The sequence below is a fragment of the Streptomyces sp. AK02-01A genome (assembly GCF_033795305.1).
Lineage (GTDB): Bacteria > Actinomycetota > Actinomycetes > Streptomycetales > Streptomycetaceae > Streptomyces.
In genome coordinates, this window is the sequence record NZ_JARBAE010000002.1 from 438,630 (window position 1) to 464,892 (window position 26,263).

Consider the following 26,263-nt stretch of genomic DNA (forward strand, 5'->3'; position numbering starts at 1 on the left):
CGCCGCCTCTCGCCCGGCCTCAGGAGCCCGTGGCCCCGATGACTCCCTGAAGGCGGCCCGACACCACGACCTGAGACGCGCCCGCTCCGCCGCGCGGCACCAGGACCGCCTGGCTGGAGACCCACTCCTTGGTGAGAGTGGTCTTCACCTCACCCGTCATGAGCGCCTTCACATCCGCGTTCGCCGGCGGCCGGACACCCTTCGCGCCCGTCTGGCGTTCGAAGTAGCGCGTGGCGAAGAAGACAAGCGCGTCGCCGTCCTGTGTCATCAGGCCCAGCGGCGCGAAGTCGCCGCCGGTCAGCGGCTGGTCGACATACTGCGTGGTGAGACCGGGCAGCCGCGCGTTCCTCGCGCGGCTCTCCCGCCAGGCGTCCGTGTGCGGGCCGGCCGCGAAACGCGCCGGCTCGCCGCTTCCCAGATACGCGGCGTACTGCGCGCTCAGCTCCTTCGGCGCCACCGACAGCGCCTCACTGTCCGCCGCCACCGCCTCGCCCCAGCCGTCCTTGTCCGTCTTGAAGACCGGGACCTCGTCCGGAGAGAGGATCGTCAGATACGGCACCTGCCACTGCTTGCCGGGAGCCTCGCGGACGAAGACCAGCACCCAGCGGTTGTCCTCCGGGCCGCCGTCCCGGTCCCGGTTGCTGTCGGTGTCCGCGACGAACCAGCGCGGCCAGCCGGCCTTCTTCGGGATCGTGAACCTCGCGTCGGCCAGTTCGAGCGGCTGGTGCCCGGGATTGCCGTCCGGGCTCGTGATGCTCCGCGCCTTCAGACCGGCCTGGTTGATCGCGCCGAGCGCGCCGGTCACCCGGTCCGCGTCGAGCGCCGGATCGTAGGCCTTGTCCGCCTTGTTGTACGCGTCGGTGAAGTCCTTCAGCGCCCGCGCGGCCTCAGTCCGCTTCGCCGACGGTACGACCGCCAGCTCCCCGTGCACCGTCACGCACCCGCTCGCCGTCAGCGCCAGCGCCGTCACCGTCGCGAGCCCCGCCGCTGCCCGAATCGGCCTTCTCAGCCTGCTCATCGGTCGCCTTCTGCTCCTTGACCCCCACTGACCGTCCGAACCATACCGGGGACAGGAACAGCGCGAGCGTCGGGACCAGATACAGGCACCACACGACGACTTGAAGCACCGTCGGGTCCGGCTGGAAGTTGAAGACGCCCTTGAGAAGCGTGCCGTACCAACTGTCCGGCGGGACCGTCGAGCTGATGTCGAAGGCACGGTCGGACAGACCGCCGAGGAAGCGCGCCTCCTGAAGGTCATGGACGCCGTACGCGAGCACACCCGCCGCGACGACCACCAGCATTCCGCCGGTCCAGGTGAAGAACTTCGCCAGATTGATCCTGACCGCGCCCCGGTAGAAGAGCCAGCCCAGCACCACCGCGCTGGCGATGCCGAGCAGCACTCCGATCAGCGGCCCGTGCGTGCCGTCCGACGACGCCCGCACCGACGCCCAGACGAACAGCGCGGTCTCCAGCCCTTCCCGGCCCACCGCCAGGAACGCCGTCGCGACCAGCGCGCCCGTGCCCATCCGCAGCGCCGCGTCGAGCTTGGCGCCCAGCTCCGCCCTCAGATGCCGCGCGGTGCGCCGCATCCAGAAGACCATCCAGGTCACCAGCGCCACCGCGACGATCGACAGCGACCCGCCGAGCGCCTCCTGCGCCTCGAACGTCAGCTCCTGCGAGCCGAATTCGAGCGCGCAGCCGAAGCCGAGCGCGAGAGCCACCGCGACGCCGATACCGGTCCAGATGGGCCGCAGCGCGTCACGCCGGTCCGTCTTCACCAGATACGCGATCAGGATGCAGACGACGAGACTGGCCTCCAGCCCTTCGCGCAGACCGATCAGGTAGTTGCCGAACACGGCGTCGGGTCCCTTCTGCTTCTAGGAGATCAGGGTCCGGCCCCACCAGTCGTCCGTGTCCCGGACGCCCGGCGGGATCGCGAAGACCGCTGAACCCACGTGCTGGATGTACTCGTTGAGCGCGTCGGAGCGCGCGAGGCTCTGCTGTACGGGGATGAAGGCGGCCCGTATGTCGCGCTGGTACGCCAGGAAGAACAGCCCCGCGTCCAGCCGGCCCAGACCGTCCGTACCGTCCGTGAAGGAATAGCCACGGCGCAGCAGCCGGGCCCCGTGATGGGAGTCCGGATGCGCCAGCCGTACGTGCGAAGTCGGCAGCATGGCCTCCAGACGGGGCCGGTCGTGCTCGCGGGCCCGGCCGACCGCCGCGCCTTCGCCCTTGTCCCGGCCGAAGACGTCCTCCTGCTCCTGGAGGGACGTACGGTCCCAGGTCTCGATCCGCATCGAGATCCGGCGCGCGACCAGATAGGAGCCGCCGGCCATCCAGGCGGCGCCGTCCTGCTCCGCCGCCCACACATGCCGGGAGAGCGCGGCGGTGTCGGTGCCCGCGATATTGCTGGTGCCGTCCTTGAAGCCGAAGAGATTGCGCGGTGTCTGAGCGCCCGGCGTGGTCGACGACGTCTTGCCGAAGCCGAGCTGCGACCAGCGCACCGCGACCTTTCCGAAGCCGATCCTGGCCAGATTGCGGATCGCGTGCACCGCGACCTGCGGATCGTCCGCGCACGCCTGGACACACAGATCGCCGCCGCCGCGCGCCGGATCGAGATGGTCGCCAGGGAACTTCGGCAGGTCCACCAGCGCGGCCGGACGCCGCTCGTCCAGTCCGAACCGGTCCTTGGCGAAGAGCGACGGGCCGACGCCGAAGGTGAGCGTGAGCCGGGACGGCTTGAGGCCCAGCGCCTCGCCCGTGTCGTCCGGCGGGGCCTCGGCGAGACCGCCGTACGCTCCCTCGCCGACCGGGTGTCCCGCCGTCAGCCGCTCGGCGGCCCGCGTCCAGTCCTTGAGCAACCGGACCAGTTCCGCGCGGTCCTCCGTCGTCACGTCGAACGCGGCGAAGTGCAGCCGGTCCTGGACGGCGGTGGCGATACCGGCCTGGTGCGGCCCGTGGAAGGGAACCGCCGCGCCGGTGTCACTCGCGGGCCCGGCGCCGTCTCCGTCCCGTACGGCGGCCACCGCGCCGCCGGCCGCGGCGGCGCCCAGCGCGAGCCCGGCGCCGCCCCAGCCCAGCAGCGCACGGCGGGACGGCGCGGCACGGGACGGGCCGCCGTGGCCCGTCGCCGCGGACTCCGCTGTTTCATCGGACATGTCCCGGTATTCCCTTGCTCGACGGTTACTTGACGACGGCGGCGGCGAGCTTGGAGAGCGGCTCGGCCAGCGCGTTCACACCGTCCGACAGCTCCTTGCGCTGCGCCTCGCCGACCTTCTCGTACGAGGTGAAGTCGTACGAGTCCGGTGCGGCGCGGTACGTGTCGAGCAGCGTGTTGATCGCGGCGAACCGCTTGTCCAGCTCGGTCACCAGCGCCGGGTCGTTCTTCGAGGCGACCGGCTTGAGCAGCTCGTAGGAGTGCTGCGCGCCCTCGACATTGGCCTTGAAGTCGACCAGGTCGGTGTGGCTGTAGCGCTCCTCCTCGCCGGTGACCTTGCCGGACGCGACCTCGTCGAGGAGTTCCTTGGCGCCGTTGGCCATGGAGGTCGGTGTGATCTCCGCCTTGCCGACGCGCGTCTGCCAGTCGGTGAGGTCCGTGTCGAGGGCGTCGGCGAGCGCCTTCGCGTCCGGGCCGAGCTTCTTGTCCTGCCAGAGTTCCTTCTCCAGCCGGTGCCAGCCGGTCCACTTCTGGCCGTCCTCCAGGCCGTCGGCGCGGACGTCCACCTTCGGGTCGATGTCACCGAAGGACTCGGCGACCGGCTCGGTGCGCTCCCAGCCGATCCGGGAGGTGGCGTATGCCTTCTTCGCGGCCTCGACGTCTCCGGCGCGCACGGCGTCGGTGAACACCTTGACCAGGGGCAGCGTCTCGTCGGCCTGCGTCTGGGCGTACTTGCGGTACGCGGCGACCGCGGCGTCCATCTCCGGGCTGCGCTTCGCGGCGGTGCCGCCGGTGACGGTGATCTTCTGGCGGATGCCGTCGCCCTTCATGCCGGGCTTGCAGGCGATCTCGTACGTACCGGCCTTCACCTCGGCGGTGACCTTGGCCTTGGTGCCGGGGCCGATGTTCTCCCGCTCGGTGACGATGCGGTCGTCCGGGAAGAGGACATAGACCTCGGTGACCTTGGAGCCCTTGTTCTCGACGGCCAGTTCGACATGGCCCGCCGGGAATTCCGTCCTGGAGACCTCGCAGGAGTCGTCCTTCGCGGTGACCTGGACGGCGCCGTCGCCGGCCTTGGTGTCGCTCTTCTCGGCGCAGCCCGTGACGGCGGTCAGGGCGGCCACCGCGGCGATGGCGGTGGCGACGGAGAGGCGGACAGGTCGCATACAGGGCTCCACGATGGATGGAATGAGGTACTGAGGCGGACCTAACTTAACCGAGGCTTCCCTAAGCGCTACCCGCCGGTCAGGTGATTCAGATCTCACTCTTTTGGCCGGATACGGGAAGGTTACGACAGCTCCATCAAGGCCCCACGGCGACGCAAAGCGCCGGTCAAGTGGCCCGCTTCGGGATCACCAGCGGTACTCCGGTACCGGGATGGCGGAGGACCTCGACGGGCTGCCGGTAGACCCGGCTCAGCAGTTCGTCGCGGAAGACGCCTTCCGGCGGGCCCTCGGCCGCGATCCGGCCGTCGTGCAGGACGGCGGTCCGGTCCGCGTGCGCCGCCGCCAGTCCGAGATCGTGCAGTACGACCACGACGGCGTCGCCCGCCGCCGCGCGCGCCCGGCAGATCCGCAGCACCAGTTCCTGATGGCGCAGATCGAGCGCGGCGGTCGGCTCGTCGAGCAGCAGCAGTGGCGCCCGCTGCGCGAGCACCCGGGCGAGAGCGACCCGGGCCCGCTCGCCGCCGGAGAGTGCGGAGAAGGGACGTCCGGCGAACTCCGCGGTCTCGGTGAGCGCCATCGCCTCGGCGACGGCGGCGCCGTCCTCGTCCTCCAGCGCGGTCCCGGCCCATGGCGCCCGGCCCATCCGTACCACCTCCGCGACCGGGAACGGGAAGGAGAGCGTGGCGGCCTGCGGCAGCACGGCGCGGCGCAGCGCGAGTTCCGGTGCGGACCAGTGGTGCGCCGGACGGCCGTCGATCCGTAGCGCACCGCCGTCCGGACGCAGATCGGCGGCGAGCGCGGCGAGCAGGGTCGACTTACCGGCGCCGTTGGGCCCGACGAGCGCGAGCACCTCACCGGCGCGGACGGTGAGATTGATCCCGGAGAGCACCTCGCGCTGCCCGAGGCGGAGCTGAAGGCCCTCCGCTTCGGCGACGGCCGTGCCCGGCCGGACGGGCCCGGGCAGAGCGCGCTCACGCGCGGCGAACAGACTCTTGAGACGCATACGGGACTTCCTCGGATACGGATGCGGCGGATAGGGCGGCGCGGCGCGGGTCACGCCCAACCGCCTTGCCTACGACGGGTCCTGCGCAGCAGCCAGAAGAAGAACGGACTGCCGAGGAGCGCGGTGAGCACGCCCAGCGGGAGCTCGGCCGGGGCCGCGACCGTACGGGCCGCCAGATCGCCGGCCACCAGGACCAGCGCGCCGCCGAGCGCGCTGCCCGGCACCAGGAAGCGATGGCCGGGTCCGTGCGCCATCCGCAGCAGATGAGGCACCAGCAGCCCGACGAAGGTGATGATCCCGGCCACCGCGACGGCGGCCGCGGTGAGCAGCGCGACCACCAGGACGAGGACCGTACGGAGCCGCTCGACGTCCACTCCGAGATGGCGGGCGGGCCGTTCTCCGAGCGCGAGAAGGTCCAGCTTCCCGGCGTGGAACGGCGCGATGGCCAGCCCGGCCAGCGCGCACGGCAGCACCGCCAGCACCTTCGGCCAGGTCGCCTGCGCCAGCGAGCCGAGCTGCCAGAAGGTGATCTGGGTGATCTGCGCGCTGTCCGCGAAGAAGATGAACAGCCCGATCAGCGCGCCCGCGAAGGCGTTCACCGCTATCCCGGTCAGGATGAGCGTGACCACCTCCGTACGGCCTCCGGAGCGGGACAGCGCGTAGACGAGCAGCACCGTCGCCAGCCCGGCGGCGAACGCGCAGACCGTCACCGTCCAGTTGCCGAAGAAGCTCAGGCCCAGCGCGATCGAGGCCACCGCGCCGACCGCGGCGCCCGACGAGATGCCGATGACGCCCGGTTCGGCGAGCGGATTGCCGAACACGCCCTGCATCAGCGCGCCGGCGCAGCCGAGCGAGGCGCCGACGAGCAGCGCGAGCACGACCCGTGGCAGCCGGACGTTCCACAGGACGCTCTCGCCGACGCGGTCGAGCGCGGCGCCGCCGAGTCCGGCCCGGTGCTGGACGGAGGCGAGCACGTCCGCGAGCGGTATGTGGTAGGCGCCGGTCCCGGCGGAGAGCAGACAGAGCACGATCAGCGCGCCGAGCAGCCCGCCGGTCAGCAGGGATGTCTTCCCGGGCCGCCGCGGTCGGCTCCGGCACTCGGCGGGCGCTTCGGTGGCCGGCGCCGGCGGATCGTCCGTGTCCGGGACGCCGCCGGCCGGCGCCGGCGCGGGAGTCGTCGTCATATCAGTTCTCGTCTCCGTAGAGCTGGTCGACGATCGACCGCAGCACCCGGTCGGTGCGCGGGCCGTAGTTCAGCAGCACGCCGTCGTCGACGGAGACGACTCTGCGGTCCATCCCGGCGGGTGTCTCCGCGACTCCCGGGATCTTCACCAGGCCGTCCGTCCCGCCCACCGATTCAAGGCCCTTGGTCATCACCAGGATCGCGTCGGGCGCGGCCTTCGCCAGCGCCTCGCTGGTGATCGCGGTGAAGTCCTTCCGCAGCCCGGATTCCTTGCCCGCGTCGACCGCGCCGGCGGCCTCCAGCAGCGAGCTCGCTCCGGAGTCACCGCCGCCGATCAGATAGACGGAGGCCGAGCCGCGCAGATAGAGGAAGGCGACGCGGGGCCTCGCGCCGTCCTGCCGCGCGGGAATGTCCGCGCGTACGGCGGCGATCCGCTGCTCGGTACGTGCCTTCAGCTCGGTGCCCGCCGTGGTGACGCCGAGCGCGGCGGCCACCGTGTCGATCCTCGTCCCGACGTCGCCGAGGCTCTTCGCCGGTTCGACGACGACCAGAGGGACGCCGGCGTCCCGGATCTGCGCGATGGCCTCGGCGGGTCCGGTGGAGGTGTCCGCGATGACGACGGTCGGCTTCAGCGAGAGGACGCTCTCCGCCGAGACATCGTGCGCCCGGGTCACCACCGGCAGCTTCGCCGCCTGTTCGAACGTGGCGGTGATGTCGCGGGCCACGACCTTCGCGCCGAGGCCGAGAGTGAAGACGATCTCGTTCAGCGAGCCGGTCAGCGGCACGATCCGGTCGGCCGAGGTGACCGTGACCCGCCGGCCGTCCGCCGAGTCCACGGTGACCGGCAGCCGTGGCGCGGGCACGGACGCCAGCGGCTCGACCCGGTCCGCCGCGACGGCGTTCGCACCACTCTTGTCCGCGGAGCCGGAGCCGGAGCCGGAGCCGGAGCCGCTGTCACCGCAGCCGGTGGCGGTCAGGGCGAGGGCGAGTACGGAGAGAAGCGCACCCGCCAGACGTGATCTGCGCACGGAGTGCACCGTCCTGTTCGTTCTGCTGGTGGTTATGAGGTCTATCCATCGTTCTGCAACGCTTTGTTGAGGTTTCGCTGGACTGAGAGGTTCCGGAACGGCTTGAGATAGCTTAGGTTAGCCTTGCCTTGCTTGTCAGGTCCGGGGCTGCCCGGATTCCGGCTCGTTCAGACGTGGGAGTGACTTCATGCCGTCCTTCAGACCCTTGCGCGCGTTCGCCGTCGCGCTTCTCATGGCGCTGCCGGTGGCCCTGCTTCCGGCCGCCGGCGCACAGGCGGCGGACCGCACGGTCCAGGGCGGCAGACTCGACTGGGGCATCAAGTCCTCGTTCCAGAGCTATGTCACCGGGCCCATAGCGCACGGCAGTTGGAGCCTCACCGGCGGCGCCGCCACCGTGGGCGGCAGCCAGTTCCGCTTCCACTCCGCCACCGGCACCTACGACCCCGGCACCGGGGCCTTCCGCGCCGGATTCTCGGGCGGTGTCCGCTTCCTCGGGCACCGGAAGACCGACGGAACGTATGAACTGGACCTCACGATCAGCCGGCCCACCGTGCGCATCTCCGGTGGCGGCGGCACCCTCTACGCGGACATGACCAGCAAGGCGAAGGGATCGGGCAGGGTCACCACCGCCTCCCAGGTCCCGCTCGCCGCGCTCGATCTCTCCGGGATCACCATGGCGGGCGGCGGCAGCCCGGTCGCTCTCGCCAATGTCCCGGCGAAGCTCACCTCGACGGGCGCCACCGCCTTCGCCGGCTACTACACGGCCGGTACGCCGCTCGACCCGGTGAGCCTCTCCGTGGATGTCGCGGCGAAGAAGCCCGTGCAGAAGCCCACGAGCGATGGCGCCAAGAAGGACACCAAGACGGAGCCCAGGGCCGCCGGAGCGTTCCAGGACGCGGCCGTCGACTGGGGCGTACGCCGCACCTACCGCGAGTACGTCACGGGCTCCATCGCCCAGGGCCGGTGGGCGCTGAGCGGCGGTGCCCAGGACGGCGGCGCGCTGTTCCGCTTCCCTCGGGGCAAGGGCTCCTACGACGCCGCGAAGCGGACGCTCGACGCGGGCTTCGCGGGCAGCGTCCGGTTCACCGGGACCGGCCTCGACCTGACGCTGAGTCAGGTCACCGTCCGGGTGAGGGACGGCCGGGGCACCCTGTCCGCCGATGTCGCCGACGCCGCGGCGGGCCGGGCGGCCATGAAGGCGGTGCCGCTCGTCACCTTCGCGGCCAAGGACCTCACGCCGAAGAACGGCCTCGCCTCGGTCAACGAGGCTCCCGCCACGCTCACTTCGGAAGGCGCCAAGGCATTCGGCTCCCTCTACTCGGCGGGCACGGCGATGGATCCCGTCTCGCTCGCCGTCGCCGTCGACCGGACGGCACGCCTGCCCGCTCTGCCGGATCTGGGCAGCGAGGCCACGGCCTCCGCGCGGCCGGAGCCCTCGGCGGCCACCAGCCGCACCGCAGGCCCGGCCACCGAAGACGCGGCGGCGTCGGCGTCCTCCGCGCCGTCCGTCGGCACCGGAACGTACGCGGCGATCGGCGCGGGCCTGCTCGTCGTCGCGGGACTCGGCGTGCTCGTCGTCCGCAGGCGCCGCGGCGCCGCCGGACCCGGCGGCCACTGAACACCCACGCGATCCACGCGCGGCGCGCGTTCCGCGCCGTCAGGACGGCCGTCGCAGACGCACGGTCCGCGCCCGCGCGAACCACACGACATACGAACCATCGAGGAGAACACCACCATGCCAGCCACTCGCCGCCCCCGGGCCCTCGCCGCCGCCATCGCGACGGCAGCCGCCCTCGGCGCCACCGCCTTCACCCTCCCGGCCCTCGCGGCCGGTGTGCCCGCCGCCGCGCCCGCCGCGCCCGGTGCTCCGAAGCTGGAGCTGAAGGACGGCACCCTGGACTGGGGCCTGAAGGAGTCCTTCCGGAAATATGTGACGGGCATCGCCGCGGGCACGATCTCGGCCACCGAAGGCGCCACCCAGGCCGCCGGAAACGGTCCCTTCACCTTCACCGGCGGCACGGGCACCTATGACCCCGCGACACACAACGTGACCACGGACTTCGACGGCGGTGTGCGCTTCACCTCCGCCGCGCACGGCTTCGACATCCAGATCGCCGATGTGAAGCTGGTCACCGAGGGCACCGGCGGCGCCATACAGGCGGACGTCAGCCTCAACGGCACCACCCAGGACGACATCGAGCTCGCCGAGATCGATCTGGCGGGCATCCGTCCGGAGACCGCGGCGGGCACGATGGTCTTCAAGGACATCCCCGCCAAGCTGACCGCCGACGGCGCGAAGGCCTTCAACGGCATGTACGCGGCGGGCACGGAGCTGGACAAGGCCACGCTCGCCGTCGCGTACTCCACGGGCGGCACACCGACACCGACTCCGACGCCGAATCCGACCGAGTCCGAGCCGACACCGACACCGACGGCGACCGCGCCCACCGGCACGCCCACCGGCGGAACCACTCCGGCTCCCACCGCGCCGGCCAGCGACGCGCCGCCGGCCGCCGAGGACGGCGCGATCGTCGACGGCAATCTGGACTGGGGTGTGAAGGAGTCCTTCCGGTCCTATGTCACGGGACCGATCGCCAAGGGCAAGGTCGAACTCTCCGGCGGCGCCACCCAGTCCGGCGCCGCCTACCGCTTCTCCGACGGAACGGGCTCCTTCGACGCGGACGCGCACACGCTCTCCGCGTCCTTCGCCGGTACGGTCCGCTTCCTCGGCCACGAGGAGGCCGGTGAGTATGTGCTCGACCTCGGACTGAGCGGTCTCCGGGTCGAGGTGAAGGACGGCAAGGGCACGCTCGTCGCGGACGTCAGCACCAAGGACCGGGACACGCACAAGGTCGCCACCTTCAAGGACCTGACCTTCGCCACGCTGGACCTCCCGGCCGGTGGCCCGGTGGCCAAGGACGGCGTGGTCACGCTGAGCGGCGTCCCCGCGACCCTCACCGCCGACGGCACGAAGGCATTCGGCGGCATGTACCCGGCCGGCACGGCTCTCGACAAGCTGACCCTCGCGGTCTCGCTGGACGACGACGCCGACCTCCCGGGCGGCGGCGACTCCGGCGGCGACTCCGGCGGCACGGGCGGCGACTCCGGCACGACGGGCGGTACCACGGGCGGCACGGTCGGCGGCGGTACCGTCGGCGGCACCGGCTCGCTCGCCTCCACCGGCTCCGAGATCCCCACCGGCACGCTGCTGAGCGCGGCGGGCGCCGTCGCCGCGGCGGGCGTGGCCGTGGTCTTCGCCGCGAAGCGCCGCCGGACATCTCAGGAGGAGACCGCGTAACGCTCACGCCGCCAACGGCAGGGCCGCACCGACCGGAAGGACGGTGCGGCCCTGCCGTCGTGTCCGCCGCGATGCGCGGCCAGGGACATACCGCGGTGCCGCGAGGCGGGCCCGTGATGTTGAATGCCCGGGTGACAGACATCGACGTACTCAGCGTCTTCTGCGCCGCCGACGGCCGGCACGGCAATACGCTCGGGGTGGTCCGCGAGGGCCGCGCCCATCCGGACCGGGCGTCCCGGCAGGCCATCGCGGCCCGGCTCGGCTACAGCGAGACCGTGTTCGTCGACGACCCCGAGCGCGGCGTGGTCGACATCTACACGCCGGGGCTGCGACTGCCGTTCGCCGGACATCCGCTCGTCGGCGCCGCCTGGCTGCTCGACCTGGAGGCGGTCAATCCGCCGGCCGGAGAGGTCTGGGTGCGTCAGGACGGCGAGTTCACCTGGATCACGGCCCGTCCCGAATGGGCGCCGCCGCGCACGATCCAGCGGTACGCGTCAGCCGCCGAGGTCGACTCGCTGCCCGCTCCGCCGCCCGGCGAGGGCTGGCTCTACGCCTGGGCCTGGCTGGACGAGGCGGCGGGCCGGGTCAGGGCCCGCGCCTTCCCGCGCCGCGACGACGGCATCGTCGAGGACGAGGCGACCGGCGCGGCGGCGCTGTTGCTCACGGCGGAGCTGGGCCGCGCTCTGAACATCACTCAGGGCCGGGGATCGCAACTCCTCACGGCCCCCGGCCCCGACGGCTCCATCGAGATAGGCGGACGCGTACGCCTGCTCTCGGCCCACTGAGAGATCAACGTCCGACGCGGCGGGAGCCCGGTCAGGCACTCAGCGGGAACCGCGCGCCCAGCTCGCGGAAGACCGCGCCGTTGAAGTCGAACGCGCGCTTGCACTCCGCGATGATCCGCTGCTTCTCCAGATCGTCCGCCGCCACCTGGTCCAGCAGCTCGCGGTAACCCCGCTTGAACGCGGCCGGGTTGGAGATCCGCTCGAAGACATAGAAGCGGACGCCGTCGCCCTTGCGGGCGAAGCCCCAGGTCTTCTCCGCCGTGTCGCGGATGATCTGGCCGCCGGAGAGGTCTCCGAGATAGCGGGTGTAGTGGTGCGCCACATATCCGCCCGGCCAGACGCGCGCGCACTCCTCGATCCGCGCGGCGTACGCGGCGGTCGCGGGCAGCGGCTCAAGGTCCGTCCGCCAGTCCGCACCGCGCAGATGCGCCAGGTCGCGCTCCAGTTCGGACGTACGCAACAGCTCGTCCTGGATGAAGGGACCGGCGACCGGGTCCGTTCTCAGCGACTCGGCGGCGTCCTCCAGCGCGCGGTACACGAACCAGAGCTGCTCGGTGTACCGCGTGTACGCGTCCACTCCGAGTCTGCCGCCCAGCATGTCGCTCATGAAGGCGGAGGTCTCCGCCTCCGTGTGCTGTTCGTGCGAGGCGACTCGGATGAGCGTGGAGAACGGAGTGGCGGTGGCGGTGGCGTCCAAGGCGGGCCTCCAGGGACCGAAGGGGACGGGAGCAGGCAAAGGCCGGCGGCGACGGCACGGGGCCGCCGCCAGGACCGATACTCTTACTTAGGCTTACCTAAGTCAACTGGTTCCCGACGTCCTGTCGGTAAAAACGCTACTCCTCACCCGCCCGGAGGCAACCTCAGGGCAGCGTGAGGATCTCGGCGCCCGTCTCCGTCACCACCAGCGTGTGTTCGAACTGCGCGGTCCGCTTGCGGTCCTTGGTCACCACGGTCCAGCCGTCGTCCCACATGTCGTGCTCGTAGGTGCCGAGAGTGAGCATCGGCTCGATCGTGAAGGTCATGCCGCGCTGGATGACGGTGGTGGCGTGCGGGCTGTCGTAGTGCGGGACGATCAGTCCGGAGTGGAAGGACGAATTGATCCCGTGACCGGTGAAGTCCCTGACGACGCCGTAGCCGAACCGCTTGGCGTACGACTCGATGACCCGCCCGATCACATTGATCTGGCGGCCGGGCCGCACCGCCTTGATCGCGCGGTTCAGCGACTCGCGGGTCCGCTCCACCAGGAGCCTCGACTCCTCGTCGACATCTCCGCAGAAGTAGGTGGCGTTGTTGTCGCCGTGCACACCGTTGATGTAAGCGGTGACATCGAGATTCACGATGTCGCCGTCACGGAGCACCGTGGAGTCCGGGATGCCGTGACAGATCACCTCATTGACGGATGTGCAGAGCGACTTGGGAAAACCGCGGTAACCGAGCGTCGACGGATAGGCCCCGTGGTCGCACATGAACTCGTGCGCGACCCGGTCGAGCTCGTCCGTGGTCACACCGGGCGCGATGTGCTTCGCGGCCTCCTCCATCGCCTGCGCGGCGATCCGTCCCGCGATCCGCATCAGCTCAATCGTTTCCGGTGTCTGCACTTCCGGCCCGTTGTACGGGGTAGGAGCAGGCTTCCCGACATATTCGGGGCGCCGGATGTTTCCGGGAACGGAACGGATGGGAGAGAGCTCTCCTGGTACGAGCAGTGACTGGCCAGACATGCCAGCGAGTCTAGGGCGTGTTGGAGAAGTGGCGTCGTCCGCCCGCAGGGCCCGACCAGCGACCGTGGGGCAGCATGGCGTCAGAGGAAGGAGCCGATGATGGCCCTGTTCAAGAAGCGCACGACCGCTAAAGCCGGCGAGTGGTACTACTGCCTGGAGCACAAGAAGGTCGAGGAAGGCCCCGACTGCCCGGCCAAGGACCGCTTCGGCCCCTACGCGACCCGCCAGGAGGCGGAACACGCGATGGACACGGCGCGGGAACGCAACCTGGAGTGGGAGAACGACCCTCGCTGGCACGACGGCTCCCGCGGCGAGGAGGACGACACTCCGTCCGCCTGACGGCGGCGCGGTTCAGGCGGCGCGCTTCAGGCCGCGGCCTCCGCGCCCGCGGGGGCCGCGCCGGCCTCGGCCGTCGCCTCCCGAGCAGTCGCCTCCCGCTGGGCCCGGCGGCGCAGCGCGTCCTCGTCCGTGTCGGCGTTGTACGTCATCAGCTTCGGCAGTACGGCCGCCAGCAGTCCCACCGCCGCCACACAGGCCAGGCCGCCGCTCCAGATCGCCGGACGCGTGCCGGTCCAGCCGGCCACGGTGCCGGCCCGTAGCTGGCCGAGCTGCGGCCCGGTGCTGTACGACAGCACCTCTATGCCCGCGAGCCTGCCGCGCAGCTCCTCCGGGACGGTCTGGTCCCAGATCGTGTGGCGGGCCAGGCCACTGACCATGTCGCCGCCGCCCGCGATCACCAGACAGGCCAGGATGAGCCAGATGTTCGACATCCATCCGGCGGCGGTCATCGCGAGACCCCAGCCCGCCGCGCCCAGCGTGACCATCCGGCCGTGGCGGCGCACCCGGGAGGCCCAGCCGCTGGTCAGGCTCACCAGTACGGCGCCGAGCGGGATCGCTCCGTACATCAGCCCGAGCGCCCACTCGGCGTGCAGGTCCTGGGCCAGAAACGGGAACACCGCGATCGGATAGGCGAAGAACATCGCGGCCATGTCGATCGCGTACGTACCGAGCAGGACGGGCTTGCTCCAGGCGTAGCGCGCGCCCTCCACCACACTGCGCAGCGACGGCTTGCCTGCCGTGTGCGAAGGCGGCGCCGGCGACAGCCGCAGACACATCAGGACCGAGACCGTGAAGCCGGTGACCGTCACCGCGTACGCCGTCGGCGCGCCCGCGAAGGCGACGACGACACCGGCGAACGCGGGACCGACCACGGCCGCGATCTGCCCGCGCATGAAGTTCAGCGCGGCGGACGCGGTGAGCTGGTCGTGCGGGACGATCCGCGCGATCAGCGAGCCCAGCGCGGGCTGCTGGAGGCCGGAGAGCGCGGAGACGCCGGCCGCGACCACATACAGCGGCCAGAGCGCCGGACGCGGCAGCAGTCCGTTCACCAGCAGGACGGCGGCGAGCAGGCCCAGTCCCGCCTCGGAGAGCAGGATGACCCTGCGGCGGTCGACCGCGTCGGCCAGCGCTCCGCCGTACAGCCCGAAGACGATCAGCGGCACCATTTCGACGGCGCCCATCGCACCGACCGCGAACGGCGAGTTGGTCAGGTCCTTGATCTGGAGCGGCAGCGCGATCATGGCCATGGAGCTGCCGAAGGAGGTCACCAGCCCCTGGATCCAGAGCAGCCGGAATTCGCGCAGGGTACGGAGCGGAGTGAGATCCGGCAGGATCGCCTGGAGCTTTTTGGTCACGAGGGGCCATGTTCCGTGCTGATACGTGGAACATGCAAGCGAAATCCTGGTGACGCCGGCCGCTCCGCTACCAGCGGGCCGGCGGCGGCGCCGTGAGCTGCTCCGCCAGCCGCGACAGCCGGTCCCGGAAGCGCCGCCGCCCACGGGGTCCCGGCACGCTGTTCTCTCCGGCGGCCGCGCTCACGAGATGCTGCACGGTGTCGAGATCCACACCGTGCTCCAGGTCCGCCGCGGCCACCGTCAGCGCCTCGTGCGCCAGCCCGCGCACCTCCGCGTCCCCGCCGTCGAGCGACAGCACCGTCGCGCCGGCCCGCCGCGCGTCGTGCACCCGCTCCAGCAGCCCGCCGTCCGGCCGCTCCGGCGCCACGACGAGCAGCGTCTCGCCGCGGCCCACCGCCCTGAGCCGGCCCAGTCCGACGGCGAGATGCGCCGGATCCTCCGGCCGCACCCGGTGCCGCACCAGCGTGGGATTCAGCTCCGGCTGACCGGACCACGCGGCCTCGTCCACCAGATGCGCGGCGAGATGCCACGGCTCGTACTCCTCGGTGCCGACCAGCAGCAGCCCGCCGCCCTGCGGTACGACGGAGGACCGCAGGGCCCCGGCGAAGCGGCGCGCCGCGGACGGCCATTGCGTCCCGGCGAGGACTTCACGCAGCAGTGCGACGCGTACGGCATCCATGGGCCCGCATCCTGCCGCAGCCGGGCCTCCCGCGCGGGCCGGTCACCACGGGCTCACCCGAACGGGGACCGCTACCTACGAGTAGTGCGGGAAGTAGGGTCGGAGCATGACTTCACATGACAGTGGCAGCGCGCCCACGCCTCCGGCCAGGGAACCCTGGGACCTCCCGGACGTCTCCGGGCTGGTCGTCGGCGTGCTCGGCGGCACCGGCGACCAGGGCCGCGGCCTCGCCTACCGGCTGGCCAGGGCCGGGCAGAAAGTGATCATCGGATCCCGGGCCGCCGAGCGGGCCGAGTCGGCCGCCGCCGAACTCGGCAACGGCGTCGAGGGCGCCGGCAACGCCGAATGCGCGCGACGCAGCGACGTGGTCATCGTCGCCGTGCCGTGGGAGGGCCACGCCAAGACCCTGGCGGCCCTCAAGGACGACCTCGCGGGCAAGCTCGTCGTGGACTGCGTCAATCCGCTCGGCTTCGACAAGAAGGGCGCGTACGCGCTCACGCCGGAGGAGGGCAGCGCCGCCGAGCAGGCCGCCGTCCTGCTGCCCGGCTCACGGGTGACCGCCGCCTTCCACCACCTGTCCGCGGTGCTCCTCCAGGATCCGTCGGTCGAGCGGATCGACACCGATGTGATGGTGCTCGGCGAGGCCCGCGCGGACACCGATGTCGTGCAGGCGCTGGCCGGCCGGATTCCGGGAATGCGCGGGGTCTTCGCGGGCCGGCTGCGCAACGCCCACCAGGTGGAGTCGCTGGTGGCGAATCTGATCTCGGTCAACCGCCGCTACAAGGCGCACGCCGGACTGCGGGTGACCGACGTGTGACCGGCGGCCGGGCGACCGGCACCGGCGGGCATGGGGGAGACTTGACGGCGCCGGCCGCGTGGACGCGGTCCGGTAAGCCGTCCCCGACAGGAGCCGACCCCCATGCCCCGCCTCGCTCTGTACGCCTTCGCCGTCTGCGCCCTCGCCGTCGTCGCGGCGGTGGTCTCCTTCGCCGCCGGCAACTGGCTCGGCGTCGTCTGGGTGCTGCTCGCCGCGCTGTCGTCCAACATGGCCTGGTACTACCTGCGCCGGGCGAAGGCCGAGCGAGCGGCCCGTACGACCACGGCTACGAGCTGACAGGACCGCAGGCGAATTCGTTCCGGTCGGTCCACCAACTGAACAGATTACGTCCGCAGTAGGCGTCCAGATCCGATACGCCGAGCCCGCCGAGGATCGCGTGGATCACGTCGAAGAAGACCTCGTTCACGCCGGGGATCAGGATGATGACGAAGACGCCGAGCAGCCCGAACTGCGCGTACGGCTCCACCTGCCGGCGGATCCTGTACGACAGCCACGGCTCGATCACTCCGTAGCCGTCCAGACCCGGCACCGGCAGGAAGTTCAGGATCGCCGCGGTGACCTGGAGCAGTGCGAGGAAGCCGAGCGCGTACTGGAAACCGAGCGGTACGCCGTCCAGCGCGCCCAGCCAGAACGGCGCCGTGCACACGACCGCGAACAGCACGTTCGTCAGCGGCCCGGCCGCCGAGATCAGACTGTGCTTCCAGCGGCCCCGGATACGGTTCCGCTCGATGAAGACCGCTCCGCCGGGCAGACCGATCCCGCCCATGATCACAAAGATCACGGGCAGCACGATGCTCAGCAGCGCATGCGTGTACTTGAGCGGGTTGAGCGTCAGATAGCCCTTCGCGCCGATGGAGATGTCTCCGCCGTGCAGCGCGGTCCTGGCGTGCGCGTACTCGTGCAGACAGAGCGAGACGATCCAGGCGGCCGTGACGAACAGGAAGACGGCCACTCCGACGTTGGCGGAGAAGTCCGTCCACACGGCCCAGCCGGAGACGGCCATGACGGCGACGATGCCGAGAAAGACGGGAGAGATCCGCCGATCGCTGCTGCGGACGGTGGCGGTGGTCATGGACGGGGCTCCCAGGGATCGGTGGCTGTGCGGATCGACCGTACTAGGGCGTGTTGCGAAAGTAACGCCGTCCGTCCGGAGTACGGGGCTGCCCGCGGGTGGACGGTGCCGTGTGCCGGACAGGGCCCGGCGACGCCGGAAGAACGTCCCGCGAGGGCTCCGTGGTTCCTGACCGCGCGGACCGCCGCCGAGGAGGTCCCGGCCGCCGGGGGAGGGGTGCGTGGACGACCGGGCCGTGCCGGGGACAATGGGCGGATGCGCTATCGCGTCCTCGGCACCACACGAGCACTGCACGACGACGGCACGCCCGTCGCCCTCGGCGGAACACGGCTGCGTGCGCTGCTGACGGTTCTCGCCCTGAGGGCCGGGCGGACGGTGCCGGTCGGCGCGCTGGTCGCCGAGGTCTGGGCCGGCGATCCGCCGGCGGACGCGGTGGGCGCCCTTCAGGCGCTCGTCGGACGGCTGCGGCGGGCGCTCGGACACGAGGCCGTGTCCTCGTCCGACGGCGGCTACCGGCTGCGCGCCGACGAGGAGGACATCGATCTCCACCGGTTCGGACGGCTCGCCGCCGAGGGCGCGCGGGCCCTGGAGGAGGGAGACGCGATCAAGGCGGCGGCCCTTCTCGACGACGCGCTCGCGCTCTGGCAGGGCCCGGCCCTGGCCGATCTGCCCGACCGGGCGCCGGAAGCCGCCCGCTGGGAGACCCGCCGTCTGGAGGCCCGCCGGGCCCGGCTGACGGCCACGCTCGACCTGGGCCGCGCCGAGGAGGCACTGCCCGAACTGGCCGCGCTCTGCGACGAGTTCCCGCTGGACGAGCCGCTGCACGCGCTGCGTATCCGGGCCCTGCGCGACGCGTCCCGGCCGGCCGAGGCCCTGGTGGCGTACGACACGGTCCGCCGCGCTCTGGCGAACCGTCTCGGTACGGATCCGGGCCCCGGACTGCGCGCACTGCACCAGGAGTTGCTCCACGCGGGCGACCGGACCGACGAGCGGGGGAGCGGTCCCGGCCCGGACCGAGGAGAGAGATCCGGCCGGGAGGACGGTCCGGGCGGTGCGGTCCGGCGGGCCGGTCCGGCCGGCGGAACCGCGGACCGGCGGAGCCCGGCGCCGTACGGCAACCTCCGCGCGCGGCTGACCAGTTTCGTGGGCCGCGAGGCGGACATCGAGGCCATTCGCGACGATCTCGGGCGGGCCCGGCTCGTGACCCTGCTCGGTCCCGGCGGCGCCGGGAAGACCCGGCTGTCGCAGGAGGCCGCCGAGCGGGTCGCCGACGGCTGGCCGGACGGTGTGTGGCTGGCCGAACTCGCGCCCGTCGACGACCCGGAGACCGTGGCCGAGGCCGTGCTGACCGCGCTCGGAGCGCGCGAGACAGTGCTGCGCGGCGCCGGAGCCGAGGAGCTGAGAGCCGCCGACCGGCATGGCAGCGAGCCGCTCGTACGGCTGGTCGAGCACTGCGCGCGCCGCCGCATGCTGCTCCTTCTCGACAACTGCGAGCATGTCGTCGAGGCCGCCGCGACCCTCGCCGAGGAACTGCTCGCGCGCTGCCCCGAGCTGACCGTCCTGGCGACCAGCCGGGAGCCGCTCGGCGTCCCGGGCGAAGTGATACGTCCCGTCGAGCCGCTGCCGCCCGACCCGGCGCACCGGCTGTTCGCGGAGCGGGCCCGCGCCGTCCGGCCCGGCTTCGACCCGGCCGACGATCCCGGCGCCGTCGCCGAGATCTGCCGTCGGCTCGACGGGCTGCCTCTCGCCATCGAACTGGCCGCGGCCCGGCTGCGTATGCTCACGCCGCGCCGGATCGCCGACCGCCTGGACGACCGCTTCCGCCTGCTGACCAGCGGCAGCAGGACCGTACTGCCACGCCAGCAGACCCTGCGCGCCGTCGTCGACTGGTCCTGGGACCTGCTCGACGCGCCGGAACGCGCCGTGCTGCGCCGGCTGTCCGTCTTCGCCGGCGGCTGTGATCTGACGGCCGCCGAGTCGGTGTGCGGAGACGGCACGGCGGACGCCGCCGTCGGCCCTCGCGAGGTCGCCGGGCTCCTCGGCGCACTCATCGACAAGTCTCTGGTCGTCGCGGCGCCGTCGCCGGACGGCGACATGCGTTACCGGCTGCTCGAAACCGTCGCGGAGTACGCCGCGGAGCGGCTCGACGAGGCCGGCGACCGTGCCGCCGCCGAGCGCCGGCACCTTGTCCACTACCGGGAGCTGGCCCGCACCACCGACCCGGTGCTCCGCGGCGCCGGCCAGCGCGCCGGGATGGCCCTGCTCCGGCTGGAGCAGGAGAACCTGCGCACCGCGCTGCGCCGCGCCGTCGCCGCCCGCGACGAGGACGAGGCGCTCGTACTCGTGCTCTCGCTGGCGTGGTTCTGGCAGATGATCGATCTGCTCGCCGACGCGCGGCAGTGGTCGAAAGCCGCCGCGGCTCTCGGTCCCGATCCATTCGCACCGCCGGCGCGGCCCGCGCCGCCGCTGCCCGAGCGGTGCACGGACGCGCCGCCGCCGCTGGCCCCGGAGATGCTTCAGGAGGCCCGGCGCCAGGTGCGGCTGATCGAAATGGTCTCCCTGGAGCGTGAGGCGCACGACTGGACCTCGCCGGAGCGGCTCGCCTGGCTGAGCGCGGTGGCCACGGTCTACCGGCCGGGTCTGCCGCAGACCTGCCGCTTTCCCGGCACGCTGTGGTTCTTCGTGCTCATGTTCACCGGAGAGGCCGAGCAGCTCAGAGGCGTCCTGGACGAGACCGTGCGGGCCTGTGAGGAGTTCGGTTACGACTGGGAGCTCGCCGGAGCGCTGCAGATGCGGGCCAATATCCTGGCCAACCGCGTCGCGTCGGCGGGCGACGCGAGCCGTGACGCAGACCGGAGCCTGGCCATCTACGACCGGCTCGGCGACGCCTGGGGCACGGCGGAGGCGCTGGCGGCCCGGGGCGAGGCACGGGAGAAGCGCGGCGATTACGCTCTCGCCGCGGAGGACTACACGGCGGCCATCGGTCATGCCGAGGGGCTCGGCGCGCAGTCCCAGGTCGCGGTGCTGCGGTCCCGGCTGGCGTCGGCGCTGATCGAGACGGACCGGGGTGACGAGGGCGAGCGGATCCTCCGTGAGGTGCTGGCCGAGGGCCGGGACGGGGCCCATGAGGCGCTGGCCGCCGCCCGGCTCTTTCTCGCGGTGCGGCTGGGCCGTACCGGGCGCGGGGACGAGGCCCGGGAGCAACTGGAGGTGCTGATGGAGGTGTTCCGCTCCGAGACACTGGCCGTCTTCGGTGGCTTCGTGCGGGGCATCCTGGCCTGGCTGGACTGCGAGGACGGCCGGTACGCGGAGGGGCTGGAGGGAGCGCGCGCCGCGCTGGAGACATCGCTTTCGCCGCTGTCGCGGATGATGGCGCCGGAGATGGCCGCGCTCGATCTGGTGACGGCCGCCTGGGCGCTGAGCGGCCTGGCAGGCGAGGACCGGGAGCGCGCGGCCGGCCGGCCGGACCGGGCGCGGGACGCGGCGCGACTGCTCGGTGCCTACGAGGTACTCCTGCCCGAGGGACACTTCCGGGCCTCCATGGAGCGGGAGTTGCTGACGAAGGCGCGGAAGAGCGTGATCGCCGCGCTCGGCGAGGCCGCGTACGAGGCGGGACGCGCCGAGGGCGGCGGCCTCACGATGGAGGAGGCCGCCGCCCTCGTCTGAGCCGCCGGGCCGTCGGCGTACGCCGGAGCACCTCGCATCCGCTGTCCGGCCGGCCGCGTCCGTGCCCGCCGCTCTCAGGACTTCTTACGGAACCTGGCGACGGCCAGCGGGGCCGTCACCACCGTGATCGCCGCGGCCCACGCCAGCGTCACCCATATCGAGTGCGCGACCGGACCGCCGTTGATCAGATTCCGTGCCGCGTCCGCGAGGTTGGACAGCGGGTTGTAGTCCGTGAAGGTCTGCAGCCAGCCGGGCATGGTGGCCGGCGGAGCGAAGATCGACGAACCGAACTGCAAGGGCATCAGCACCAGCATGGCCACGCCCTGGACGGCCTGCGCCGTCTTCATGGTGAGACCCAGCAGGATGAAGATCCACATCAGTGAGGCGCCGAACACCAGCGAGAGACCGACGGCGCCGAACAGCTCCAGCACCGATGTCCTGATCTCCATGCCGAGCAGAAAGCCCATGCCGAGCAGGATCGCCGTGGCGACCAGCATCCGGCCGATCTCGACGACGATCTTGGCGATCAGTACGGAGGACCGGGCTATCGGCATCGTACGGAACCGGTCCATGACGCCCTTGCGGAAGTCGTCGTTCACACCGGTGCCGACCGCCATGGCGATGTTCATGCCCATCATCGCCATCAGACCGGGGACCACGTAGTTCACATAGGCGTCGCGGCTGCCGCCGAGGCTCGCGCCGACGGAACCGCCGAAGACGTACACGAACAGCAGCGTGAAGACGATCGGCATCAGCAGGACGTCGAACATCGACTCCGGGTCCTGCTTGATCTGGAGGACGTTGCGGCGCGCCAGCGCGCCGATGTGGCGCAGATTGGCGCGCACTCCGATCCGTGCGTCGTCGTCGGCGGCCGAAGCGGGACCGGGCGTCCGCGTGGGAGCGGAGGTGGGCAGTGTGGTCGTGCTCATGCCGCGATCTCCTCGGAGGTGGTGTCGGACGCGTGGCTGGTCTTCTGGCCGGTGACGGCCAGGAACACCTCGTCCAGGCTGGGCAGATGGGTGCCGATATGGGCGATGCCGAAGCCGCGTTCGCCGAGCAGGCCGATGACGGCGGTCAGTTGCTCGTCGCTGAGGATCGGTACGTACAGCAGACCCTCGTCCGGCACGGCCTGGGTGCCGGACACTCCGTCGAGTCCGGTCTCGGCGATCGCCCGTGCCATCGCCGGCAGTTGCGCCGGATCGGCCGGCCGGATCTGCAGCGTGCGTCCGCCGACCTTCGCCTTCAGCTCGTCCACACCGCCGTTGGCGATGACCTTGCCGCGGTCGATGACCGTCAGCTCGCTCGCCAGTTGCTCGGCCTCTTCCATGTACTGGGTGGTGAGCAGGACGGTGGCGCCCTCGGCGACCATGCGCTGCACCTCGTCCCAGACCTCGTTACGGGTACGGGGGTCGAGGCCCGTCGTCGGCTCGTCCAGATACAGCACGGACGGGCGGCCTATCATCGAGGCGGCCAGGTCGAGACGGCGCCGCATACCGCCGGAGTACTGCATCGCCGGCTTCTTCGCCGCTTCGGTGAGCGAGAAACGCTCCAGCAGCTCGTCGGAGCGGCGGCGGGCGTCCTTGCGGGACAGATCGAGGAGCCGTCCGATCATGTAGAGGTTCTCCCAGCCGGAGAGCTTCTCGTCGACCGAGGCGTACTGGCCGGTGAGGCCGATGGTGCGGCGCAACTGCCGGGGCTGGCGCAGCACGTCGTATCCGGCGACCATCGCGGTGCCGGCGTCCGGCTGGACGAGCGTGGACAGAATGCGTACGAGCGTTGTCTTGCCGGCGCCGTTGGGTCCGAGCACACCGAGGACGGTGCCTTCGCGCACATCGAGGTCTATTCCGTCGAGGGCCCGGGTGCCCTGGGGTCCGCCGTACTGCTTGACCAGTCCCCGCACCTCGACGGCGTTGCCCGAGCGGCTGCCGTTGGGGTTCTTGTCGATTCGCGTCATGCCACCATTTGACACGCCGCCACCGACAATCCGCCGACAATCCGCCGACAGCGGCCAACGACTCCCGACACTCCACCGACAGGCGCGCACAGGCACCGCACGAGCACCGGCCGGCGGGCCCGGGACGCGCGACAGCCCGCCGACGGGGGAAGATCGGCGGGCTGTCGTTCGTGCGGGCAGTGGCTCTGGGGGAGGCCGCCGCGCGGCGGCCTCCGGGCGTACGGCGCTGTCCGGCGCCGCGCCGGACACGACCTAGTGGAAGGTGTGCTCCTCCTGCGGGAACGTTCCGCCGACGACCTCGTCGGCGAACGCCTTCGCCGCGTCGCCGAGCGTCTGCCGGAGGTTCGCGTACTGCTTCGTGAAGCGCGGCACCTTGCCGCCGGTCAGTCCCACCATGTCGGTGTAGACGAGCACTTGGGCGTCCGTCTCGGGACCGGCGCCGATACCGACGGTCGGGATCTGCAGGACCCTGGTGACCTCGGCGGCCAGCTCGGCCGGTACCAGTTCGAGCACCACCGCGAAGGCGCCCGCGTCCTGCACCGCCTTGGCGTCGCGGAGGAGCTGCTGAGCCGCCTCCTCACCGCGGCCCTGCACGCGGTAGCCCATGGCGTTGACGGACTGCGGAGTGAGGCCTATGTGCGCCATCACCGGGATACCGGCCTGCACCAGCAGCTCTATCTGGGTGTGCGAGCGCTCGCCGCCCTCCAGCTTGACCGCGCCGACGCCGGCCTCCTTCACCAGGCGCGTGGCGCTGCGCAGGGCCTGCACCGGGCCTTCCTGGTACGAGCCGAACGGCAGGTCGCCGACGATCAGAGCGCGCCTTGTGCCCCGGACGACCGCGGCGGAGAGCATCGTCATCTCGTCCAGCGTGACGGGGACGGTGGTCTCGTAGCCGAGATGGCAGTTGCCCATGGAGTCACCGACGAGCATGACCGGGATGCCCGCCTCGTCGAAGACGGAGGCCGTCATCGCGTCATAGGCGGTGAGCATGGGCCACTTCTCGCCGCGCTCCTTGGCGGCGGCGATGTCGTGGATCGTGATGCGACGGGAGCTCTTGCCGCCGTAGAGCGCCTTGGCGCTGTCGGCGGGACCGCCGGTGGCCGGCGTCCGCTCAGCCTGAAGAGTCATGGCCAATGGCCCTTTCGTCATCTCGAGGCACCCTGACGGTGTCCCCGGACCGTATCCATGGTGGCATCCCGAGGCCGTCCACGGGAAGTGGGCCCGGCGCCGGACCCGGCGCCGCGGTCGCCGCACGGTAAAGACTTTCCAATACGAGACGGTCTCGTATCGGAATGCACCTAGTCTGTACGCCATGTCCACACCGTCCGGCGCCCCTGCCGCCGCACCTCGAATACCCGAAGCCGTCCACCGTCGCCGCTGGGCCATCCTGGGCGTCCTCATGTTCAGCCTGCTCATCGTCGTGCTGGACAACTCGATACTGAATGTGGCGGTCAAGACGATCGCCGCTCCCGCACCGACCGGCATCGGCGCCACGCAGAGCGAGCTGGAGTGGGCGATCAACTCCTACACGCTCGTCTTCGCCGGGCTGCTCTTCACCTCGGGCCTCCTCGGTGACCGCATAGGCCGCAAGAAGGTGCTGCTCTTCGGCATACTCGTGTTCGGCCTCGGCTCGGCGCTCGCCGCGATGTCCGGATCGCCCGCCGAACTCATCGGTTACCGCGCCCTGATGGGCTTCGGCGCCGCCTTTGTGATGCCCGCCACTCTCGCCGTCCTGATGAATGTCTTCGAACGCGACGAGCAGCCCAAGGCCATCGGTATCTGGGCCGGCAGCGTGGGCCTCGGCATCGCCATCGGCCCGATCACCGGCGGACTGCTGCTGGAGCACTTCTGGTGGGGCTCGATCTTCCTGGTCAATGTCCCCGTGGTCGTCGTCGCACTGGTCGCGATGGTGCTGCTGGTCCCGGACTCCAGGGATCCCAGGCCGGGCCGGCTCGACCCGCTCGGTGTCGCGCTCTCCGTCGTCGGACTCGTCCTGCTGGTGTACGGCATCATCCGGGGCGGCGAGCTGGCCGACTTCACCGAGCCGACGGTGCTGCTCCCGCTGCTGGGCGGGCTGGCCGTGCTGGCGGTCTTCGTCTGGCACGAGAAGCGCAGCACCCATCCGGCCATCGACGTCAGCTACTTCAAGAAGCCGGCCTTCGCCGCCGCGGTCGCCGCCATCGCGCTGGTCTTCTTCGCGCTGATGGGTGTGACCTTCTTCTCGGCCTTCTATCTGCAGAGCGTGCGCGGCTACAGCGCGCTCCAGTCCGGCCTGCTGATCCTGCCGCTGGCGGCGGCCCAGATGATCTTCGCGCCGCGCGCCCGGCTGGTCGTGGACCGGTTCGGCGCCCGCGTGGTCTGTACGGTCGGCATGCTGCTGGTCGCGGCCGGCCTCGCGGCGTTCGCGCTCTTCGACACCGGCACACCGGTCTGGGTCCTGTGCCTGGTCTTCTTCGTCCAGGGCACCGGAATGGCCCACATCATGCCGCCGGTGACCGTCGCCGTGATGCAGGCCCTGCCCCGCGAGAAGGCCGGTTCCGGCTCGGCGATCAACAACACCTTCCGCCAGGTCGGCGGCGCACTCGGGGTCGCGGTCCTCGGTTCGGTGCTGTCCGCGACGTACCGGGGAGAGATCGAGGGACACCTCGGTGCCGTCCCGGCCGCCGCGCGTGACGCGGCGGGCGAGTCGATCGAGGCGACCCTCGGTGTCGCGGCGAAGCTCGGCCCGGCGGGCAAGCCGCTGATCGGCTCGGCGTACGACGCGTTCCTCGACGCCATGCATGTCACCGCGCTCGGTTCGGCGGCCGTCGCGCTGATCGGCGCCGTGGTGGTCGCGGTGTTCCTGCCGGGACGGCCGCCGGCGGCGAAGCCGGCCGAGGCCAGTGAGGCGCCCGCACCGGCGGAGGCCGCCAGCCACTGAGGCCCGCTCACCGGCGCCGCCGTTCCCGGCCGTCCGTCCCGTGGCAGGGCCGGGACGGACCGGCCGGGACCGGACACCGCCGCTGTGTAAGAGAATCGTCGC

The 26,263-nt window shown here is 71.5% G+C and carries 23 protein-coding genes; 8 read left to right on the plus strand and 15 right to left on the minus strand.

The features are described from left to right. Window positions 1-19: 19 nt before the first annotated feature. The 7 genes from PV679_RS04370 to PV679_RS04400 all read right to left on the minus strand — a co-directional run bounded on the left by PV679_RS04370 (window position 20) and on the right by PV679_RS04400 (window position 7,537). Complete coding sequence (locus PV679_RS04370; protein ID WP_319678742.1) at window positions 20-970, minus strand: hypothetical protein; 951 nt, start codon at window positions 968-970, stop codon at window positions 20-22. After that, window positions 888-1,856 carry an iron uptake transporter permease EfeU gene (gene efeU, locus PV679_RS04375; protein WP_319678605.1) on the minus strand — a complete coding sequence of 323 codons (969 nt, stop codon included), beginning with the start codon at window positions 1,854-1,856 and terminating at the stop codon, window positions 888-890. The genes PV679_RS04370 and efeU overlap by 83 nt, the downstream gene beginning before the upstream one ends. A gap of 21 nt (window positions 1,857-1,877) precedes the next feature. Further along, window positions 1,878-3,158 (minus strand): iron uptake transporter deferrochelatase/peroxidase subunit, encoded by a 1,281-nt coding sequence (efeB, locus tag PV679_RS04380; RefSeq protein ID WP_319678604.1) that lies wholly within the window; start codon window positions 3,156-3,158, stop codon window positions 1,878-1,880. Window positions 3,159-3,183: 25 nt separating this feature from the next. Next, on the minus strand, window positions 3,184-4,323 hold the full coding sequence (gene efeO, locus PV679_RS04385; protein ID WP_319678603.1) for an iron uptake system protein EfeO: 1,140 nt from the start codon (window positions 4,321-4,323) through the stop codon (window positions 3,184-3,186). Between the two features lie 166 nt (window positions 4,324-4,489). Further along, on the minus strand, window positions 4,490-5,326 hold the full coding sequence (locus tag PV679_RS04390; RefSeq protein WP_319678602.1) for a heme ABC transporter ATP-binding protein: 837 nt from the start codon (window positions 5,324-5,326) through the stop codon (window positions 4,490-4,492). Between the two features lie 50 nt (window positions 5,327-5,376). Next, window positions 5,377-6,510 carry an iron ABC transporter permease gene (locus PV679_RS04395; RefSeq protein ID WP_319678601.1) on the minus strand — a complete coding sequence of 378 codons (1,134 nt, stop codon included), beginning with the start codon at window positions 6,508-6,510 and terminating at the stop codon, window positions 5,377-5,379. 1 nt (window position 6,511) lies between these two features. Beyond that, on the minus strand, window positions 6,512-7,537 hold the full coding sequence (locus PV679_RS04400) for a heme/hemin ABC transporter substrate-binding protein (RefSeq protein ID WP_319678600.1): 1,026 nt from the start codon (window positions 7,535-7,537) through the stop codon (window positions 6,512-6,514). Window positions 7,538-7,724: 187 nt separating this feature from the next. Here PV679_RS04400 and PV679_RS04405 point away from each other — a divergent pair, with 187 nt between their 5' ends. The 3 genes from PV679_RS04405 (at window position 7,725) to PV679_RS04415 (ending at window position 11,620) form a co-directional block, all read left to right on the plus strand. Beyond that, window positions 7,725-9,155 carry an HtaA domain-containing protein gene (locus tag PV679_RS04405; protein WP_319678599.1) on the plus strand — a complete coding sequence of 477 codons (1,431 nt, stop codon included), beginning with the start codon at window positions 7,725-7,727 and terminating at the stop codon, window positions 9,153-9,155. Window positions 9,156-9,272: 117 nt separating this feature from the next. After that, window positions 9,273-10,835 carry an HtaA domain-containing protein gene (locus PV679_RS04410; RefSeq protein WP_319678598.1) on the plus strand — a complete coding sequence of 521 codons (1,563 nt, stop codon included), beginning with the start codon at window positions 9,273-9,275 and terminating at the stop codon, window positions 10,833-10,835. A gap of 116 nt (window positions 10,836-10,951) precedes the next feature. Next, window positions 10,952-11,620, plus strand: a complete 669-nt coding sequence (locus PV679_RS04415; protein ID WP_319678741.1) for a PhzF family phenazine biosynthesis protein — start codon at window positions 10,952-10,954, stop codon at window positions 11,618-11,620. Window positions 11,621-11,651: 31 nt separating this feature from the next. Here PV679_RS04415 and PV679_RS04420 read toward each other — a convergent pair whose 3' ends face one another. Together PV679_RS04420 and map are read right to left on the minus strand one after the other, a co-directional pair. Beyond that, entirely contained in the window at window positions 11,652-12,317 is a 666-nt protein-coding gene (locus PV679_RS04420) for a biliverdin-producing heme oxygenase (protein ID WP_319678597.1), read from the minus strand. 163 nt (window positions 12,318-12,480) lie between these two features. Beyond that, window positions 12,481-13,338: a type I methionyl aminopeptidase gene (gene map, locus PV679_RS04425; RefSeq protein ID WP_319678596.1), complete on the minus strand. Its 858-nt coding sequence runs from the start codon at window positions 13,336-13,338 to the stop codon at window positions 12,481-12,483. 99 nt (window positions 13,339-13,437) lie between these two features. Between map and PV679_RS04430 the strand changes: the two genes are divergently transcribed. Further along, a complete protein-coding gene (locus PV679_RS04430) occupies window positions 13,438-13,677 on the plus strand; it encodes a hypothetical protein (RefSeq protein WP_319678595.1) in 240 nt (79 codons plus the stop codon). Between the two features lie 26 nt (window positions 13,678-13,703). On the opposite strand, the gene PV679_RS04435 is transcribed toward PV679_RS04430, so the two are convergent. Next, window positions 13,704-15,032, minus strand: coding sequence for an MFS transporter (locus PV679_RS04435; RefSeq protein WP_319678594.1), 1,329 nt, complete (start codon window positions 15,030-15,032; stop codon window positions 13,704-13,706). A gap of 67 nt (window positions 15,033-15,099) precedes the next feature. Further along, on the minus strand, window positions 15,100-15,711 hold the full coding sequence (locus PV679_RS04440; protein ID WP_319678593.1) for a hypothetical protein: 612 nt from the start codon (window positions 15,709-15,711) through the stop codon (window positions 15,100-15,102). A gap of 106 nt (window positions 15,712-15,817) precedes the next feature. Here PV679_RS04440 and npdG point away from each other — a divergent pair, with 106 nt between their 5' ends. Both npdG and PV679_RS04450 read left to right on the plus strand, forming a co-directional pair. Continuing rightward, window positions 15,818-16,528 carry an NADPH-dependent F420 reductase gene (gene npdG / locus PV679_RS04445; RefSeq protein WP_319678592.1) on the plus strand — a complete coding sequence of 237 codons (711 nt, stop codon included), beginning with the start codon at window positions 15,818-15,820 and terminating at the stop codon, window positions 16,526-16,528. 102 nt (window positions 16,529-16,630) lie between these two features. Further along, a complete protein-coding gene (locus PV679_RS04450) occupies window positions 16,631-16,825 on the plus strand; it encodes a hypothetical protein (RefSeq protein WP_319678591.1) in 195 nt (64 codons plus the stop codon). Here the strand turns inward: PV679_RS04450 and PV679_RS04455 are convergent. Next, on the minus strand, window positions 16,815-17,621 hold the full coding sequence (locus PV679_RS04455) for a site-2 protease family protein (protein WP_319678590.1): 807 nt from the start codon (window positions 17,619-17,621) through the stop codon (window positions 16,815-16,817). The genes PV679_RS04450 and PV679_RS04455 overlap by 11 nt on opposite strands. A 255-nt stretch (window positions 17,622-17,876) precedes the next feature. On the opposite strand from PV679_RS04455, the gene PV679_RS04460 reads away from it, so the two are divergent. Beyond that, window positions 17,877-21,287: an AfsR/SARP family transcriptional regulator gene (locus PV679_RS04460; RefSeq protein WP_319678589.1), complete on the plus strand. Its 3,411-nt coding sequence runs from the start codon at window positions 17,877-17,879 to the stop codon at window positions 21,285-21,287. Between the two features lie 74 nt (window positions 21,288-21,361). Here PV679_RS04460 and PV679_RS04465 read toward each other — a convergent pair whose 3' ends face one another. From PV679_RS04465 to panB, 3 genes are all read right to left on the minus strand, one after another. Further along, entirely contained in the window at window positions 21,362-22,216 is an 855-nt protein-coding gene (locus PV679_RS04465) for an ABC transporter permease (protein ID WP_319678588.1), read from the minus strand. After that, window positions 22,213-23,241, minus strand: a complete 1,029-nt coding sequence (locus PV679_RS04470) for an ATP-binding cassette domain-containing protein (protein ID WP_319678587.1) — start codon at window positions 23,239-23,241, stop codon at window positions 22,213-22,215. The genes PV679_RS04465 and PV679_RS04470 overlap by 4 nt, the downstream gene beginning before the upstream one ends. Window positions 23,242-23,493: 252 nt before the next feature. Then, window positions 23,494-24,369, minus strand: coding sequence for a 3-methyl-2-oxobutanoate hydroxymethyltransferase (panB, locus tag PV679_RS04475; protein ID WP_319678586.1), 876 nt, complete (start codon window positions 24,367-24,369; stop codon window positions 23,494-23,496). Window positions 24,370-24,553: 184 nt separating this feature from the next. On the opposite strand from panB, the gene PV679_RS04480 reads away from it, so the two are divergent. Then, window positions 24,554-26,161, plus strand: a complete 1,608-nt coding sequence (locus PV679_RS04480; protein WP_319678585.1) for an MFS transporter — start codon at window positions 24,554-24,556, stop codon at window positions 26,159-26,161. The last annotated feature ends 102 nt before the right edge of the window (window positions 26,162-26,263 follow it).